Origin of the sequence: Oxalobacter aliiformigenes (assembly GCF_027116575.1) — a bacterium.
GTDB lineage: Bacteria > Pseudomonadota > Gammaproteobacteria > Burkholderiales > Burkholderiaceae_D > Oxalobacter > Oxalobacter aliiformigenes.
On sequence record NZ_CP098252.1, the window covers coordinates 838,270 to 856,004 of the forward strand.

13 protein-coding genes and 2 tRNA genes are annotated in these 17,735 nt (G+C 53.9%); 12 read left to right on the forward strand and 3 right to left on the reverse strand.

The genetic code is table 11. The features are described 5' to 3' along the window. Positions 1-14: 14 nt before the first annotated feature. On the reverse strand, positions 15-1,994 hold the full coding sequence (locus NB647_RS03965) for a DNA topoisomerase IV subunit B (RefSeq protein WP_269284269.1): 1,980 nt from the start codon (positions 1,992-1,994) through the stop codon (positions 15-17). Positions 1,995-2,515: 521 nt separating this feature from the next. Between NB647_RS03965 and rimP the strand changes: the two genes are divergently transcribed. The 11 genes from rimP to NB647_RS04020 all read left to right on the forward strand — a co-directional run bounded on the left by rimP (position 2,516) and on the right by NB647_RS04020 (position 14,801). Next, on the forward strand, positions 2,516-3,004 hold the full coding sequence (gene rimP, locus NB647_RS03970; protein ID WP_269265295.1) for a ribosome maturation factor RimP: 489 nt from the start codon (positions 2,516-2,518) through the stop codon (positions 3,002-3,004). Next, positions 3,001-4,560 carry a transcription termination factor NusA gene (nusA, locus tag NB647_RS03975; RefSeq protein WP_269265296.1) on the forward strand — a complete coding sequence of 520 codons (1,560 nt, stop codon included), beginning with the start codon at positions 3,001-3,003 and terminating at the stop codon, positions 4,558-4,560. The genes rimP and nusA overlap by 4 nt, the downstream gene beginning before the upstream one ends. 57 nt (positions 4,561-4,617) lie before the next feature. After that, positions 4,618-7,536, forward strand: coding sequence for a translation initiation factor IF-2 (gene infB / locus NB647_RS03980; protein ID WP_269284271.1), 2,919 nt, complete (start codon positions 4,618-4,620; stop codon positions 7,534-7,536). 70 nt (positions 7,537-7,606) lie between these two features. Beyond that, entirely contained in the window at positions 7,607-7,999 is a 393-nt protein-coding gene (gene rbfA, locus NB647_RS03985) for a 30S ribosome-binding factor RbfA (RefSeq protein WP_269284273.1), read from the forward strand. A gap of 50 nt (positions 8,000-8,049) precedes the next feature. Continuing rightward, the gene (gene truB / locus NB647_RS03990) at positions 8,050-9,009 is read left to right on the forward strand and encodes a tRNA pseudouridine(55) synthase TruB (RefSeq protein WP_269284275.1); all 960 of its coding nucleotides are present in this window, start codon (positions 8,050-8,052) and stop codon (positions 9,007-9,009) included. A gap of 154 nt (positions 9,010-9,163) precedes the next feature. Then, positions 9,164-10,996, forward strand: coding sequence for a translational GTPase TypA (typA, locus tag NB647_RS03995; RefSeq protein ID WP_269265303.1), 1,833 nt, complete (start codon positions 9,164-9,166; stop codon positions 10,994-10,996). 717 nt (positions 10,997-11,713) lie between these two features. Further along, on the forward strand, positions 11,714-11,986 hold the full coding sequence (locus tag NB647_RS04000; RefSeq protein ID WP_269265304.1) for an HU family DNA-binding protein: 273 nt from the start codon (positions 11,714-11,716) through the stop codon (positions 11,984-11,986). Between the two features lie 147 nt (positions 11,987-12,133). Continuing rightward, positions 12,134-12,209: transfer RNA gene (locus NB647_RS04005), tRNA-Val, on the forward strand. A gap of 24 nt (positions 12,210-12,233) precedes the next feature. Then, positions 12,234-12,310: transfer RNA gene (locus NB647_RS04010), tRNA-Asp, on the forward strand. 79 nt (positions 12,311-12,389) lie between these two features. After that, a complete protein-coding gene (locus NB647_RS04015) occupies positions 12,390-14,333 on the forward strand; it encodes a SurA N-terminal domain-containing protein (protein ID WP_269284276.1) in 1,944 nt (647 codons plus the stop codon). Positions 14,334-14,351: 18 nt separating this feature from the next. Next, the gene (locus NB647_RS04020) at positions 14,352-14,801 is read left to right on the forward strand and encodes a PaaI family thioesterase (RefSeq protein ID WP_269265307.1); all 450 of its coding nucleotides are present in this window, start codon (positions 14,352-14,354) and stop codon (positions 14,799-14,801) included. A 392-nt stretch (positions 14,802-15,193) separates the two neighbouring features. Here NB647_RS04020 and NB647_RS04025 read toward each other — a convergent pair whose 3' ends face one another. Next, on the reverse strand, positions 15,194-15,826 hold the full coding sequence (locus NB647_RS04025) for a nitroreductase family protein (protein WP_269284278.1): 633 nt from the start codon (positions 15,824-15,826) through the stop codon (positions 15,194-15,196). A gap of 202 nt (positions 15,827-16,028) precedes the next feature. Between NB647_RS04025 and NB647_RS04030 the strand changes: the two genes are divergently transcribed. Beyond that, complete coding sequence (locus NB647_RS04030) at positions 16,029-16,862, forward strand: AraC family transcriptional regulator (protein ID WP_269284279.1); 834 nt, start codon at positions 16,029-16,031, stop codon at positions 16,860-16,862. Positions 16,863-17,063: 201 nt separating this feature from the next. On the opposite strand, the gene NB647_RS04035 is transcribed toward NB647_RS04030, so the two are convergent. After that, on the reverse strand, positions 17,064-17,435 hold the full coding sequence (locus NB647_RS04035; protein WP_269265310.1) for a DUF4870 family protein: 372 nt from the start codon (positions 17,433-17,435) through the stop codon (positions 17,064-17,066). Positions 17,436-17,735: the final 300 nt, after the last annotated feature.

The following is a 17,735-nucleotide window of genomic DNA, read 5'->3' on the forward strand; positions in this document are numbered from 1 at the left end:
CGTTGAGGGTTCGGCTAGATATCGGCTTCGGCTTCGTTTCCGTGTTCTTCCATCCAGTTCCGGCGGGCGGCCGCTTCTCCCTTGCCCATCAGCATCTGGAAACGTTCGGCCGACTCATCGCGGGTGAATGTGCCGAATGTAATCGGCAAAAGGCGCCGTGTATCCGGATTCAGTGTCGTCTCCCAAAGCTGTTCGGCATTCATTTCACCCAGCCCCTTGAAACGAGAGATACCCAGCGCATTGTCCCGGACTCCTTCGCTTTTGAGTTTGTCCAGAATGCCGGACAGTTCCATGTCGTCCAGGGCATACAGTTTCTGGACCGGTTTTTTGCCGCGCGCCGGCGCGTCGATCCGGTAAAGCGGCGGACGGGCCACGTAGATGTTGCCGTTTTCGATCAGGTGCGGGAAGTGCCTGAAAAACAGGGTCAGCAGCAAGACCTGAATATGCGAACCGTCCACGTCGGCATCCGAAAGAATGCATATTTTTCCGTACCGAAGCCCGGACAGGTCGCAAGTATCGTTCATGCCGTGCGGATCGATACCGATGGCGACAGCGATGTCGTGGATTTCCTGATTGGCGAAAAGGCGGTCTTTTTCGGTTTCCCAGGAATTGAGCACTTTGCCGCGCAAAGGCAGGATAGCCTGGAATTCCTTGTCGCGTCCCATTTTGGCCGAACCGCCTGCCGAATCGCCTTCAACCAGAAACAATTCGTTGCGGCTGATGTCCCGTGATTCACAGTCGGTCAGCTTGCCGGGCAAAACGGCGACGGCCGACGATTTCTTTTTCTCGACTTTCTGCAATTGCCGCATGCGCGACTGGGCTTGCCGGATCACCAGTTCAGCGAGTTTGCGGCCGTATTCGACGTTCTGGTGCAGCCAGAATTCAAAGGCCGGCCGGACGAAGTGGGAGACGAGCCGGACAGCGTCGCGCGAATTCAGGCGTTCCTTGATCTGGCCCTGAAACTGGGGATCGAGCACTCTGGCCGACAAAACGAAAGAGGCGCGGGCGAAAACGTCTTCGGGCAGAAGACGGACGCCTTTGGGCAACAGGGAATGAATTTCCGCGAAACTTCTGACGGCATTGAAGAGACCGTCGCGCAGGCCACTTTCATGCGTTCCGCCTGCCGGAGTGGGAATCAGGTTGACGAACGATTCGCGTACCGGTGGACCTTCCGCCGTCCAGGCGACGACCCATGCAGCGCCTTCACCTTCCGCGAATCCCTCGTTTTCACGATCGGCATAATGTTCCCCCTCGAAAAGCGGGATGACGGTTTCTTCCCCGTCCGGCAGATCGAGTGCCTGTTCCAGATAACTCCGCAATCCATCCTGGTATTGCCAGGTTTCGGTTTCGCCCGTTTTCGCGTTTTTCAGTTCGACATGTACGCCGGGGAGCAGAATGGCCTTGGATTTCAGCAGATGCTTCAGTTCCGGCAACGGAATGGTCAGGGAATCGAAGTATTTCGCATCGGGCCAGACGGTCACTTTCGTTCCCGATTTTTTCTCGCCCCGCCCGAGCGGACGCGATGTCAGGGGTTCCGAAACATCACCGTCGGCAAAAACGATGTGGTGCGCTTTCCTGTCTCGCCAGACGTCCACTTCAATCCGTTTCGAGAGTGCATTGGTTACCGATACCCCGACGCCATGCAGACCGCCTGAAAAGGCATAGGCACTGTCGTTCCCCTTGGTGAATTTTCCCCCGGCGTGCAGGCGGGTGAAAACGATTTCCACGGTCGGTACTTTTTCTTCCGGATGCATGCCGACGGGAATGCCGCGCCCGTCGTCTTCCACGCTGATGCTGCCGTCGGTTTCCAGGGTCACCAGGATGTTTTTGCAGAAGCCGCCGATGGCCTCGTCGGACGCGTTGTCGATGACTTCTGTCACGATATGCAGCGGGTTTTCCGTACGCGTATACATGCCGGGACGTTGCCGGACAGGTTCAAGCCCTTTCAGTACCTTGATCGATTCTTCGCTGTAGGTGGATTTTTTTTCTGCCATATCTTTGCTGGTTTGTCTCCGCAAGCCGCCGGCCGATGGTTCCGGTTTTGCATGGCCGTTATCGTAAACCCGAAACCGGCCGTTTCCTGTTGAGGAGGGTTAAAACCGCTATTTGCCATGAAGGCCTGTTTTTTTCCTCTTTTTCCGCATCGGTTGACATGCTTTTTGTCGCAGCCGGTATCCTGTATGGAAAAACGGAAGTATAAGTCAATTTGAAACGAATCGACGGTTGTTGTGGCACGAAAACCGTTTTCTGCCGGCTTGCGGAGACGATGAAAGTCTTACTTGTTGATATTATTGGAATTCCTGTCCGTTTACATTGCAGATGGGCTGATTTTTAGATATAATTGGTGCTTTATTACGGTTTCGTCCATTTTTTTGGATGGCACGGGGTGTTGAAATCATGATATGGGCTTTAGCCCATTTTTTTTTCATTATGCCCCCGGTGCCGCCGCAAACAGCATGGCTTGCCGTCCCCGGCGGGATGGCCGGCCCGAACGGAAATTGAACGGGAGCAGACTTTGTTGCAGGAACTGGTTGAAAAGACGGTCAATGGCTGCGGGTACGATCTGGTTGATCTGGAGAGGGCACCCGGTGGCATTTTGCGTGTGTATATCGATTTTTTGCCTGACGGGTCTGATCGTGGAAACATTACGGTGGACGATTGCGAAAAAGTCAGTCATCAGCTCTCCCATGTGCTGATGGTCGAAGATGTCGATTATGACAGGCTGGAAGTGTCGTCGCCCGGACTGGACCGTCCGCTGAAAAAAATGCAGGACTTCATACGTTTTGCCGGAATGGAAGCGCATGTCAGATTGCGCAGGCCGGTGACAGGTATGGGAAACCGGAAGTCGTTTCAGGGGATTCTTTTGCCGCCCGAAGGGGATGAACTGGCGCTGGAGTTCGAGGGGGACGACAGGGAAAACAATTCGGTTTTACATTTTACGATCGCTGACATAGACAAGGCACGATTGGTGCCGCAGGTGAATTTTAGGAGCCGCAAAGCATGAGTGTCGAAATTCTGCAATTGGTTGATGCGCTGGCGCGCGAAAAGAACGTGAGCAAGGAAATTGTCCTGGGTGCGCTTGAGCATGCTTTGGCACTTGCCACGAAGAAACGTTATCCGGGAGATGTCGATATCCGTGTCGCCATCGACCGCCAGACCGGTGATGTCGAAACTTTCCGCCGGTGGCATGTCGTTCCGGATGAGGCGGGATTGCAGCAGCCGGATCAGGAAATGCTCTATTTCGAGGCGAAAGAGCAGTTTCCCGATATCGAAGTGGGCGATTACATCGAGGATCATGTCGAGTCCGTCGATCTGGGGCGTCGTTTCGCCCAGGATACGAAGCAGATCGTCTTGCAGCGTATCCGGGATGCGGAACGTGAACAGATTCTCCAGGATTTTCTGGATCGCGGCGATTCGCTGGTGACCGGGACGGTCAAACGGATGGAACGGGGCGATGCCATCGTGGAATCCGGCAAGGTGGAAGCGCGCTTGCCGCGCGACCAGATGATTCCCAAGGAAAATCTCCGGGTCGGCGACCGTGTGCGTGCCTATATCCTGCGCGTGGAACGCGGCGCCCGCGGCCCGCAGGTCATCCTGTCGCGTACGGCACCGGAATTCATCGTCCGGCTGTTCGAGCTGGAAGTGCCGGAAATCGAGCAGGGGCTTCTTGAAATCAAATCGGCGGCCCGCGATCCCGGCGTTCGCGCCAAGATCGCCGTTTATACCAGCGACAAGCGGATCGATCCGATCGGTACCTGTGTCGGCATGCGCGGTTCGCGTGTTCAGGCCGTTACCGGTGAATTGGGTGGTGAACGGGTCGATATCGTTTTGTGGTCGGAAGATCCGGCGCAGTTCGTGATCGGTGCACTGGCTCCGGCCAATGTGACCTCGATTGTGGTCGATGAGGACAAACATGCGATGGATGTCATCGTCGATGAGGAAAATCTGGCGATTGCTATCGGCAGAAGTGGACAGAACGTCCGTCTGGCGACCGAATTGACCGGCTGGAAAATCAATATCATGACAGCGGAAGAGTCTGCCGACAAGACGGCACTGGAAAAAGCCGAGTTGCAGAAACTGTTCATGGAAAAACTCGATGTCGATTCGGAAGTGGCGGATATTCTGATCGAGGAGGGGTTCACGTCGCTGGAAGAAATCGCTTATGTACCGATTGCCGAAATGCTCGAGATCGAGGCGTTTGACGAGGAAACCGTCAACGAGATCCGTCATCGTGCCCGCGATGCCCTGATTACCGAGGCGATCGTGTCCGAAGAAGGAATGGCCGGCATGGAAGAGGCGCTGTCGGGGCTGGAAGGCATGAGCCGCAATGTGGCCGGCAAGCTGGGACTGGCCGGCGTCAAGACGCTGGAACGTTTTGCCGGACTGGCCTATGACGAATTCGGGGCCATTCTGGCGTTGCCGGTCGATCGTGCCCGCCAGTTGCTGGAAAACGGGTTTGCCGATGTGACGGATGAAGAGATGAAGCTGATCGATGCGAAATACGATGATGATGCGAAAGAATTGCAGGCCCGTGCCTGGAAACTGATGGAATCCAGATAAGGTCTTTTTGCGTCCCGTTACCGGATTTGCCGCATCTATTAGAAGAAAGAGGAATGAATGGCGATTAACAATGTAGCCCAATTTGCTGCCGAACTGAATATGCCTTCCGACGTGCTGTTGAAGCAGTTGCGTGATGCCGGTGTGGAAAAAAATTCAATCAACGACACCTTGAGCAAGGAAGACAAGGATAAACTGCTGAGCTATCTGCGCGGTGCACATGGCGTACCGACAGGAGAAAAGCGTAAAATTTCGTTGACCCGCAAGGAGACGAGCGAAATCAAGCAGGCTGATGCCACCGGCAAATCCCGCACGATCCAGGTTGAGGTCAGAAAAAAACGGACATTTGTCAAACGGGACGAACAGGCTCTCCGTTCGGAAATAGAACAGAGAAAAGCGATTCCTCCGGTCATCGACGAAGCCGAAAGACAGCGGCGTGCAGAGGAAGCGCGCCGCCAGGCCGAACTGATCGCGCGACAGGAAGCCGAATTGCGCGAAAAACAGGCCCGACTGGCGAAAATGGAGGCCGAAAAACAGGCACGCCTGAAAGCGGAAGAAGCAGCGCGGCTCGAGGTGGAAGCGCTGAAACGGAAAGAGGCCGAACAGCGCGAGACTGAACGGATAGAAATGGAAAAACGGCAATTGGCTGCCGAGGAAAAGGCAGCGGCTGAAGCGGCAAAGAAAGCGGAAATGGCAAGAATGGCTGAAGAGGCGGCACAGGCCGAAAAGGCGAGAAAGGAAGCGGAAGCGCAGCGGATCAAACGGGCCGAAGAGGCCGAGCGTGCGCGCAAGGCTGTCGAGGATGAAGTCGCCCAGATCAAGGCCATGATGAGCGGTACCCGGAAAGTCGTCAAACAGCCGCCCAAGCAGGCGCCTGCACCGGCAGCACCTCAGGCGGCCGCGGCTGAAAACAGGGACAATGCGAAAAAAACGGGCACTCTGTCAAAACCGGTACAGCAGCCGGCCGCAGCCAAACCGGCGGACAAGAAATCTTCTTCCGGAAAACCGGACAAGAAATCATCTGCCGACAAGAAAGCGGCCAGAACGGCTGGCTGGCAGGAAGAATCCGGCAAGAAACGCGGTTCCGGCCTGAAAACGCGAGGGGGTGATTCCCAGGGGGGCCGTGAAGGGGGCTGGCGAAGCAATTCGGGCGGGCCGAAAGGACGCCGTCATGCACCGGTCGTCGAGCGCGAAAGCAATTTCCATCAGCCCACAGAGGCTATTGTTCATGATGTCTATGTGCCGGAAACGATCACTGTTGCCGAACTGGCTCACAAGATGGCCGTCAAGGCTTCCGAAGTGATCAAGCAGCTGATGAAACTGGGTCAGATGGTGACCATCAATCAGGTGCTTGATCAGGAAACGGCCATGATTCTGGTCGAGGAAATGGGGCATCGTGCTTTTGCCGCCAAGATTCAGGATGTTGAATCGCAACTGGAAGAAATCGGCAAGAACGACAATGCCGAGCTGTTGCCGCGTGCGCCGGTCGTGACCGTCATGGGCCATGTCGACCACGGCAAGACTTCGCTTCTGGATTACATCCGCCGTACGAAGATCGCTTCCGGTGAGGCGGGCGGTATCACGCAACATATCGGCGCCTATCATGTCAGGACCGAACGCGGTATCGTGACGTTCCTTGATACACCGGGACATGAGGCATTTACGGCCATGCGTGCGCGGGGGGCAAAAGCGACCGATATCGTCATTCTGGTGGTGGCCGCCGACGACGGTGTCATGCCGCAGACCAAGGAAGCGATCGCCCATGCGAAGGCCGCCGGAGTGCCGATCGTAGTCGCGATCAACAAGGTGGACAAACAGGGCGCCAATGTCAATCGCGTGACGCAGGAACTGGTTGCCGAACAGGTCGTACCGGAGGAATACGGTGGCGATTCCCCGTTTGTGCCTGTTTCCGCCAAAACAGGGCAGGGTATCGATTCGCTGCTGGAAAACGTGCTCTTGCAGGCCGAAATTCTGGAACTGAAGGCCCCGGTCGATGCCATGGCGAAAGGAATCGTGATCGAGGCGCGTCTGGACAAGGGGCGCGGACCGGTGGCGACTGTGCTGGTCCAGTCGGGAACACTGCATCGGGGCGATGTCGTACTGGCCGGGCCGGAATACGGCCGCGTCCGTGCCATGCTGGATGAAAACGGCAAGGCCATTACCGAGGCCGGCCCCAGTATTCCGGTCGAAATCCAGGGACTGACGGGTGTTCCGTCCGCCGGGGAGGAAATTATCGTTTTGAACGATGAACGCAAGGCTCGCGAAATCGGCCTGTTCCGTCAGGGCAAGTTCCGTGATGTCAAGCTGGCCAAGCAGCAGGCAGCCAAACTGGAAAACATGTTCGACCAGATTGCGGAAGGCGAGGTCAAGACACTGCCGCTGATTATCAAGACCGACGTTCAGGGATCGCAGGAAGCGTTGTCCGCATCGCTTCTGAAACTGTCCAACGACGAAGTGCGCGTTCAGGTCGTTCATGCTGCCGTCGGCGGCATTACCGAAACGGACGTCAATCTGGCGCTGGCTTCCAAGGCGGTCATTATCGGTTTCAATACCCGTGCGGACGCCCAGGCCCGTCATCTGGCGGAAACGAGCGGTGTCGATATCCGTTATTACAATATCATTTACGACGCGATCGACGATGTGAAAGCGGCCATGTCCGGCATGCTGGCCCCGGAAAAACGCGAACATGCCCTGGGTCTGGTCGAAATCAGGCAGGTCATCATGGTCAGTCGCGTCGGTGCGATCGCCGGCTGTTTCGTGACGGAAGGCCTTGTCCGCCGCGGTTCGCCGGTTCATCTGTTGCGTGACAATGTGGTGATCTGGTCAGGTGAAATCGATTCGCTCAAACGCTTCAAGGATGATGTGAAAGAGGTCAAGGCCGGTTTCGAGTGTGGTTTGACGCTGAAAAATTACAATGACATCAAGGTCGGTGACCAGATCGAGGTGTATGAAATCCAGGAAATTGCCCGTTCCCTGTGATTTTTCTCCCGTGTGGCCTTGAATTTGGGGTATTGTAATGACTGGGGTTAATTTTTGAAGGGAGTGGATCATGGCAAGACATAGCAAATCGATTCCCGGCCGCAGCTTGCGTGTGGCTGACCAGATCCAGCGCGATCTGTCCGATATCATTTTTTCGGAACTGAAAGATCCGAATGTCGGGATGGTGACGATTACGGAAGTGAAACTCACGCCCGATTATGCGAATGCCAAGGTGTATTTCACGATGCTGGACGATGATCCCGAAACGGTGAAAAGAACGCTGGATAGCTTGCACCATGCATCCGGGTTCATCCGGATGCAGCTGGGCAAGCGGCTTCATATCCATACCCTGCCCTATTTGTCTTTCGTCTATGACAATTCGATTGCGCAGGGTGTGGCGTTGTCCCATCTGATCGACGTGGCCAATTCCGAACGTGCCAGGGACGATGGCGGCGAGCTCTGACGCTGTCGCCGGGTTAAAGCCGGCCGATTTCACCGAGGTATCCGTTATTCATGAATGATCCGGTTTCAGCCAGAAAAAAACGCATCGATATCGATGGTGTGTTGTTGCTGGACAAGCCGGCCGGTTTATCCAGCAACGATGCGCTAATTCGTGTCAAACGGATATTCCATGCCAAGAAGGCTGGCCATACCGGAACGCTGGATCCGTTTGCGACCGGTTTGTTGCCGCTGTGTTTCGGGGAGGCAACCAAGTTTTCACAGGATCTGCTGGACGCTGACAAGACGTATGAAACGGTCGTCCATCTGGGTGTGCAGACGACGACCGGCGACACGGAAGGCGACATTGTCATGGCCAGCGAGGTGCATGGTTTGACAAGGGACGGAATCGAGGCGGTTCTTTCCCGTTTCAGGGGAAACATATTGCAGGTTCCTCCCATGTATTCCGCGCTGAAACGCGACGGCAAGCCTTTGTACGAGTACGCCCGGGCGGGGCTCGAGCTGGAACGGGAAGCACGGCCGGTGACGGTTCATGAACTGGTTCTGCTGGACTGTTTCCCGCCGTTTCTCACGTTGCAGGTGACGTGCAGCAAGGGAACGTATATCCGTGTGCTGGGCGAAGACATCGGCAGGGCTCTCGGATGCGGTGCGCATCTGAAATCTCTCCGCCGGACAAGGGTCGGGACGTTGACGCTGGCTTCCGCCGTGACGCTGGACGGACTGGCAAGGATGGCGGAAACGGGTGACGGCCATCCGGCCAGGGTGCTGGAACCGGTGGATTATCTGCTCTCGTCTTTTCCGTCAGTCAGGCTCGATGCCACACAGACGAACCGGTTCAGAAACGGGCAGCGTCTGTCGGCAGTCCGGGAAGCGATCGATGTGTCTGCCGGGCCGGGCCGTCGCCGTGTTTATGCTGCGGAAAGCGGTGTTTTTCTGGGAACGGCGCAATTGCGTTCCGATGGTGTGCTGGCACCGGAGAGACTGGTGTCGCTGGCCCGTTTTTCCGAATACTGAATATTTCCGGAAAAAACCGGGCAATTCGTCTGCCGGGCCGCCAGCTGGCGGCGGGTGCGTCCGCAAGCCGTTTTATTTCCGTATTGTGTGAAGCCGGAAAACAGACGCGTGCTAAAATAACCAGTTATCCTTTTTTTCAATTTCTCGAGTTTTTATGTCTGAAACCAAACGCGCTATCCGCAACGTCGCGATTATCGCGCACGTCGATCACGGCAAAACCACACTGGTCGATCAGTTGTTGCGTCAATCCGGAACTTTCCGTGAAAATCAGGCCGTCAGTGAACGGGTGATGGATTCCAATGATCTGGAAAAGGAACGCGGGATCACCATTCTCGCCAAAAACTGTGCCGTGGAATATCAGGGAACGCATATCAATATTGTCGATACGCCGGGGCATGCCGATTTCGGTGGCGAGGTGGAACGTGTCCTGTCGATGGTCGACGGTGTCCTGTTGCTGGTGGATGCCGTCGAAGGGCCGATGCCGCAAACGCGTTTCGTGACGCGCAAGGCGCTTGGTCTGGGATTGAAACCGATTGTCGTCATCAACAAGATCGACCGTCCTGGTGCCCGTCCCGACTGGGTCATCAATGCCACTTTCGAACTGTTCGACAAACTGGGGGCGACCGAGGAACAGCTCGATTTTCCGGTGATTTATGCCTCCGGACTGAACGGGTATGCAGGTCTGGACGAAAATATCCGTTCCGGCGACATGAGGCCACTGTTCAATGCCATTCTGGAATACGTCCCGGTCCGGGATGCCGATCCCGACGGTCCGTTCCAGATGCAGATTTCCTCACTCGACTATTCTTCCTATGTCGGCAAGATCGGCATCGGCCGTATCAATCGCGGCCGGGTCAAACCGCTGCAGGATATCGTTGTCATGAACGGGCCGGAATCGACGCCTGTCAAGGCCCGTATCAATCAGGTGCTCTCTTTCAAGGGGCTGGAACGCAAGGTGATCGATGAAGCGTCGGCAGGTGATATTGTCCTGATCAACGGGGTCGAGGATATCGATATCGGTTCGACGATCTGCGATCCGGAACATCCCGATGCCCTGCCGATGCTGACGGTGGATGAACCGACCCTGACGATGAATTTTATGGTCAATACTTCTCCGTTTGCCGGACGGGAAGGCAAATTCGTGACCAGTCGCCAGTTGCGTGAACGGCTTGAACGCGAACTGAAATCGAATGTGGCGCTCCGGGTGGCACCGACCGATGACGATACGGTTTTCGAAGTGTCCGGCCGTGGTGAATTGCATTTGACGATTCTGATTGAAAACATGCGGCGGGAGGGGTATGAACTGGCCGTTTCGCGTCCACGGGTGGTGTACAAAACGATCGACGGGGTCAGGCACGAACCGTATGAAGCGCTGACGGTCGATGTGGACGAGGCGCATCAGGGCGGTGTCATGGAAGAACTGGGACGCCGTCGTGGCGAGTTGCAGGACATGCAGCCCGACTCCAAGGGACGTGTCCGGCTGGAATACCGGATTCCCGCCCGCGGGCTGATCGGTTTCCAGAGTGAATTCATGACCCTGACACGGGGTACCGGCATCATGAGCCACGTTTTTGATGATTATTATCCGGTCGATCCGAACCGGCCTGATACCGGAGGACGCCGAAACGGTGTGCTGATCTCGCAGGAGGACGGTGCGGCCGTCGCCTATGCCTTGTGGAAACTGCAGGATCGCGGGCGGATGTTCGTCAGCCATAACGATCCGGTTTATGAAGGCATGATCATCGGCATCCATTCCCGTGAAAACGATATTGTCGTCAATCCGATCAAGGGAAAACAGCTGACCAATATCAGGGCTTCCGGCACCGACGAAGCCGTTCGCCTGGTACCGCCGATCCAGATGTCGCTCGAATATGCCGTCGAGTTCATCGAGGATGACGAACTGGTGGAAATCACGCCGAAAAGTATCCGGTTGCGCAAGCGCTACCTGTCGGATATTGACCGCAGGCGGGCGAACCGGTCGTCTTAGGTATCGGGTGTTGCTGCCGTATGCAAAAAAGGAGCCGAAAGGCTCCTTTTTTGCATGGGCACAAGGGAAACAGGTGGAAATATTGCAGAAATTTTGCCGGTAAAGCCAATGAAAAGGAAGCGGACCGGAAGAGTCTTGTTGCCACACCAATTGCATGGCGACATGATTTGCCGGTACTGCAGGCAGCATACATACGGATACTTGTCGGTTTTTCCACCTGTCCGGTCCGGTAATGGAAAAAGGAAAAAATACCGGGTTTTCTGTGGCAGGCGGGAATGGCGCTACAGAGGATCGCCGGTCGGCCCGCTTGCTTAAACGTTCCGTCCGACAGAGGTTCAGGGCAGGGAAGGACAGGGCTGACACTACTTGGTCATTTCGGTTTCCGTTAAAAACGTCATATTGAAATAGTTGTTTGGGCGCGACATGGGAAAAAATTTTTTCGGTCGGAGCCGGCGGAAAAACAGGAATTGCCGGGTTTGCTTAACTTCAATAAAAAAGAAAATAAATCCGGTTTTTTTCGTTTTTCTGTTGATTTTGTCCATAAATAATCCGAATATGATCCGGTAATCTTTTTAATCGGTGACTGGCGGAAATTTTTGTCCGGTTCACGTAGGGGAGATGGACACTTTTTTTCTTGACACATCTGTGACGCGCTTGTTTAATGCATGAAACCTGGCTTGTCCCGGATAACTATCAATTAATTGTGGGGGTTGTTGCGTGAATAAAACAGAACTTATTGATCATATCGCCAAATCCGCTGACATTTCCAAGGCAGCTGCCGCTCGTTCTTTGGAAGCCGTCATGGATGCGATTACGGAAACGTTGAAAAACAACGGCAGCGTGACACTGGTCGGTTTCGGAACCTTCAGTGTGGGTGAACGTGCCGCCCGTTCCGGTCGCAATCCGCGTACCGGAGAGGAAATCAAGATCGCGTCGGCCAAAGTTCCCAAATTTAAGGCTGGCAAATTGTTGAAAGATGCAGTAAACTAACGCTTCTTTCGACGGAGCTGAAAAACGTCCGGTCTGACTGAAAAGATTGTTTTAAAATTTTATTGACAATTTTTCAGAAAGCAGTTTAAAATAACGTTTTTTAGCGACATGACAAACGTCGAGTTTGACTGGCTAGGTAAGTGAAATGGGTGCTTAGCTCAGTTGGTAGAGCGGCGCCCTTACAAGGCGTAGGTCGGGAGTTCGAGGCTCTCAGCACCCACCAAGCAGTCAGACAGAAAAAGTTTTAGGAGTGGTAGTTCAGTTGGTTAGAATATCGGCCTGTCACGCCGGGGGTCGCGGGTTCGAGTCCCGTCCACTCCGCCACAAACTGGAAAAGGCGAACATTACGTTCGCCTTTTTTTTTTATCGTTTTTGAATCACATCTTAATGGGCAGAAATCGCCATGCTCGAGTTTATACGCAATCACAAACGTCTGACTCAAATCATTCTTCTGGTTTTCATCATTCCTTCCTTTATATTCGTCGGCGTCGAAGGATACAAACGTCTGGGTGACGGCGATGCCGTTGCCAAAGTCGATGGCAAGTCCATTACCCAGCAGGAATGGGACAGCGCGCAGCGCGAACAGGCTGAACGGCTTCGTCAGCGTGCCGCAGCACAGGGACAGCCGTTCGATTCCAAATGGATCGAATCGCCACGGTTCAAATGGACGGTATTGCAGAATCTGGTTACGAGAAAAGTGTTGCTTGCGACTTTGAACAAGGAAAACCTGACTGTGCCGGAGCAGATCGTTTTGCAGAAGATCCGTGAAATTCCCGGCCTGATCGGAGAAGACGGCAGACTGAACGAAGCCCGTTACAAGGAAGCGCTGGCGGCACAGGGACTCAATCCGGATATGCATTTCGCCCTGATGCGTCAGGATCTGGCGATGCAACAGATTGCCGCGCCGGTCGAATTTTCCTCGTTTGAACCGAAAGAAGTCGTTTCACGGATCTGGAATCTTTTCGAACAGGAAAGGGAAGTGCAGCGTCGGGTATTCGATGCGGCGACCTATCGCGGCAAGGTCAAGGTCACGGAGGATGAACTCACCGCTTTCTACAAGGCGCATGAAGCGCAGTTCACCATTCCCGAACATGCCGATGTCGAACTCGTCGTGCTTGATATGCCGGCCGTTGAAAAGAATGTGAAAATCACCGACGCCGATCTCCAGAGCTATTATGCACAGAACAAGGAACGTTTCTCGGTTCCCGAAGAACGTCGGGCACAGCATATCCTGATCGCTGCACCGAAAACCGCTTCCGATTCCGAAAAAGCGGATGCCAGAAAGAAAGCGGAAGACTTGCTTGCCCAGCTGAAGGCCGATCCTTCCCGTTTTGCCGAACTGGCCAAGGCCAATTCCCAGGATCCGGGTTCGGCCCAGAAAGGGGGCGATCTCGGTTACTTTACCCGCGGCAAGATGGTCAAGCCGTTCAACGATGCCGTTTTCGGCATGAAAAAAGGGGATATCAGCGATCTGGTCCAGACGGATTTCGGTTATCACATTATTACCGTGACCGATATCAAACCGGCTGTCGCCAAGCCGCTGGCCCAGGTGAAAGATGGGGTGATGCAGGAACTGAAGCGTCAGCTGACCGGCAAGAAATTCGCTGAAATGTCGGAAACGTTTTCCAATACGGTTTACGAAAAACCGGACAGTTTGAAACCTGTCGCCGAAGCACTGAAACTGACAGTACATACTTTCCCGAATCTGGCCCGCGATCCGGCGATCGCGTCCCGGCAGAATCCGATGCTCGCCAATGAAAAACTCTTGCAGGCGATTTTCTCGGATGATGCCGTCAAGGGAAAACACAATACCGAAGCGGTGGAAGTCGCTCCCCAGGTTCTGGTCGCGGCCCGTATTGTCAAACATTATCCGGCAGAGCTGACGCCGTTTGAAAAGGTCAAATCTGTGGTGACGGAACAGGTCACAGGCGAAAAAGCAATGGTATTGGCCCGCGAAGCGGGAGAAGCCGAACTGGCCCGGTTGAAAGATGGTGGCGTTCCGTCGGGATTTTCACCTGCCATCATGGTTTCCCGCCAGAAAATCTCAATGGCGGGCCGGGCCGATATGGCGCCGATCATGAAGGCCGATGTAACGAAACTGCCGGCTTATGTCGGTGTCGATGTGGCGCCGAACGGTTATGTGATTTACCGTATCACCAAGGTCGTGAAACCGGAAAAAACGGACAAGAATCTGCGTGAAGTGATGAGTCGCCAGATGACGAACGTTATGGCCCAGCAGGAACTGGCCGCTTATCTGGAATATCTGAGGCAGCAGGCCAAGGTCGAGATTCTGGTCAAGAATCCTGACGGAGAAACCGCCGAAGCGGCAGCCGGGACCGATCGGTAATGGGTGGAAAGGGACGTGATGACACAACAGATCAGTGACAATCCGTATCTGAAAGATCTGGGACTGGAATTGCTCAGCATGGAAAACGGTACGGCCGAAGTCGGTATCCGTTTGCAGGAGCAGCATATGAACAGCTGGCAGGTCATGCATGGCGGTATCATCATGACGCTTCTGGATGCCTGTATGGCTCGTGCGGCCCGTTCCCTCGTGCCGGAGCTGACGTCGGCCGCCACCGTGGAAATGAAAACGAGTTTTTTCCAGCCGGGTGGCAAAATCAGCCAGCATATCGTCGCACGGGGAAGAGTGCTTCACCGGTCGACGACCATGTATTATTGTGAAGGCGAGATATGGAATGGCGATGCCCTGATCGCCAAATCAATGGGAACGTTCAAGGTTTTTCGCCGCAACGATATTGCTCGCCGGTTGAAAATGACGTCCTCGAAACATCTGCAGGTTGAAGAACAGTAAGAGACCCCGGAGCATGGGAGAAACAGACTGTCATGCCGTTTTCCTGATATTTCCGGGAACGTTCGTGCCAGCCTGTTTGCCGGTTCCGATATAAAAAGGTCAGTATTTGTCCGGATTGTTGCCGGCTTGTGGATTCATGACAACTCGCCGGTTCCCGTTTTGCCGGCAGCAAGGCCGGTTGCCTGTCGGTTCGCAAAGCTGTCGGGCATTGTATTGTCCGTGCAGTGTCCGGGCATTTTTGGCAACGGATATGCGGATGAAAGTTTCTCGTTTGGTGCGACCTGGAGCCAACCCGGCTGAAAATCCTCCCCCGTTCCCTCCAGGCCACGAACAGACGGAATATTGTCAGGCGGGTATTTTCTGTGGGCTCCGGGATAACAGACCTGTATTCTTCATGACCAGATATTCTCATGAATTCTGTCGTCAATCCGGATTTCCTTTTGCCGGTTGATATGCGCGTCGTCAGCGGCATATCCTATGGCAAGGAAACAGGTGAACTCATATTCTTCCGGAGCACCGACAATCCGTTTGACGTGTCCGGATTCGTCGCCGACAGGAATCCGGAAAGCGCATGACAGTCCTTCGGCTGTCGCCGCCAGCAGAATGTTTTCGACGGCAGCCCATGCCGAGGCGAAGAAATTGAGCGAACTCTGGTCGGCCGGCTGGCAAAGTGGATAATGTCTCTGGCGGAAAAAAGGGAGCACAAGGCAGTTGCTCTGAATCAGCATCCGTTGCTGCTTGGGCAGTGCATCCAGAAACATGGCATACGCATCCGGGTCCATCGTGCCGGCGGCGGCATCCAGTGTGGTCTGCTGGATGATCCGGGTGTTTTTCGCCACAGTGGATACAAGAGGGGCGATATTCTCACGGCCCCGTACGACGACGAATTCGAGTTGCCGCAAATGGTCGTTGCTGGGGGCCATAAATGCCGCCGCAAGTACTTTTTTCAGAACATCATGGCTGACTTCGCGTGTGGAAAAGTCGCGGACAGTACGTCTTTTTTTCAGAACATCATAAAATTCCATCGTTGGATCCTTTCGGTTTCTTGTGAAATATTGCGATAATAATAACAAGGCCACTTGCCGGAAATTTGCGTCATATTTGTGAATAGTTGTCGTATATTTGCAAGAAACCGCTTGTCGTGATGGAAAAAACCGTTATCCCGTATACGCTGCCAGAAGTTGAGAATCATTCTTTTTTTTTATAGACCGAAGCATTCCGCCATCCGTGGAAGCCGGGCTTCACCGTCATGATGCCTGGGAGCTATATTGTGTTACACATGGTTACGGAAACAGATTTGCCGGAGATACCTTGCAACCGTTTTCGGCAGGCGATGTGGCATTGATCCCTCCGTCAATGGTTCACTACTGGAACTATGTCCCTTCCTCGGCGGATGCTTTCGGAAATATCCGTTATCTGATGGTCGCATTCAGCCACTCGTTTGTGCAAAATTGTGTGAAAGTGTTTCCCGAATTGCGCAATAGACTGTCGGGATTGGCATATCCGGTCGATGCACTGAAGTTCGGTACTTCGACGGCAGTGATGATCCGCGATATTCTGGAAAAAATGGCAGGTATGGACGAATTGGGGAGGTTGTGTGAAATGTTGCGCCTTCTTCCTGTCGTGTTTCTTTCATTTGACCATACTGTCGCCGGAAAACATGTCCGGATGGAGCGGAGTATAAGACGGATGCAGCGTATCTCGGCCTATGTCATGGCCCATTATATGCATCCGATTTCGTTGGACGAGATTGCCGCCGAAGTCGGAATGAACCGTTCGGCTTTCTGTTCGTTTTTCAGGCGTGCCAAGGGGATGACTTTTGTCCAGTTCGTTACCCGGTATCGTCTCGATACAGCATGTGAATTGCTGAAACATTCCGAAAAACGGGTTTCAGAGATAGCTTATCTGGTAGGCTTTAACGATTTTCCACATTTCGTTCGAGTATTTACGAAGGTTCTGGGCCAGTCTCCTGGAAAATACCGGAAACGGTTCCGTCCTTCCGGTTTCCATCCGCAGGATGTTTCCGAAGTACCGGGAGGCAGAACCAACATTCGTGTTTGATGTCCCGGCCGGGATAACCGGGGTATTTTCAGGCGTACCTGAAAAAACGAACCAAAAACAGCGTCGTGATTTGCCGGAAACAAAAAGTCCGCGAAAACAGGGCGGAACGAAAGGATCGGATGTTGTCCGGCATGGCCGGAATGCCGACAGGATGCTGGCCGTAGAAAGAATTCTTGCCGGTCGTACCTTTTTTCCGGAGGGTCAGTTTTCGGGATAAGGCATGGGGATATTGTCGTTCAGATTCAGGAACCCCTTGATGATCCGCCAGGCATACCATGCCCAGGCCAGTACCCAGATGATGAAAGCGACGGGAATGCCGATCAGGGTAAAGTACAGGATCCATCCCAGCGCTCCCCAGATGAAGTACCACCAGAAAGACCGGATTTGCCAGGTATGGTGCGTATAGACGAATGTATTGACCGCTTTCGGCCGGGCCAGATAGTTCAGGATGAGGGGGATGAACGACAGCATTCCCAGTGTCAGCAGAAAACATACGGCATGGAACACATAAAGCCACCAGGCGGTGGCACGCAATGTATTGATATAAGGGGAGTGGTAAATTTCACTTGCCATGATGGTCCTTTCAATATGACGGATATTCTTTGGATCGGAAATGGAGAAGGAAGTTTTCCCTGAAAGGAAAAAGTCTTTTGTCCTATATCGGAATATAAACGGAAAGGCCTGGCAAAAGATTCGGATGATATGCCTGACGGGTACTGGTACGGAACTGTGCAACGGAATTATGTGCCGCTTGCCGCATGAATGAATTGTTTTTCCCGGTTTTCAGAGAGCGGGAAACAACACATCTTTTCAGATCCGTTTCGAAAAGCTGACAGAACAACACGACAGGTTACCTTTAAGGTTCGGTAAGTA

Excerpts from the sequence above, each read along its gene's own strand:
- NB647_RS03965 (WP_269284269.1), bottom strand. The coding sequence starts at position 1,994 with ATGGCAGAAAAAAAATCCACCTACAGCGAAGAATCGATCAAGGTACTG.
- nusA (WP_269265296.1), top strand. The coding sequence starts at position 3,001 with ATGAGTGTCGAAATTCTGCAATTGGTTGATGCGCTGGCGCGCGAAAAG.
- infB (WP_269284271.1), top strand. The coding sequence starts at position 4,618 with ATGGCGATTAACAATGTAGCCCAATTTGCTGCCGAACTGAATATGCCT.
- rbfA (WP_269284273.1), top strand. The coding sequence starts at position 7,607 with ATGGCAAGACATAGCAAATCGATTCCCGGCCGCAGCTTGCGTGTGGCT.
- truB (WP_269284275.1), top strand. The coding sequence starts at position 8,050 with ATGAATGATCCGGTTTCAGCCAGAAAAAAACGCATCGATATCGATGGT.
- typA (WP_269265303.1), top strand. The coding sequence starts at position 9,164 with ATGTCTGAAACCAAACGCGCTATCCGCAACGTCGCGATTATCGCGCAC.
- NB647_RS04015 (WP_269284276.1), top strand. The coding sequence starts at position 12,390 with ATGCTCGAGTTTATACGCAATCACAAACGTCTGACTCAAATCATTCTT.
- NB647_RS04020 (WP_269265307.1), top strand. The coding sequence starts at position 14,352 with ATGACACAACAGATCAGTGACAATCCGTATCTGAAAGATCTGGGACTG.
- NB647_RS04025 (WP_269284278.1), bottom strand. The coding sequence starts at position 15,826 with ATGGAATTTTATGATGTTCTGAAAAAAAGACGTACTGTCCGCGACTTT.
- NB647_RS04035 (WP_269265310.1), bottom strand. The coding sequence starts at position 17,435 with ATGGCAAGTGAAATTTACCACTCCCCTTATATCAATACATTGCGTGCC.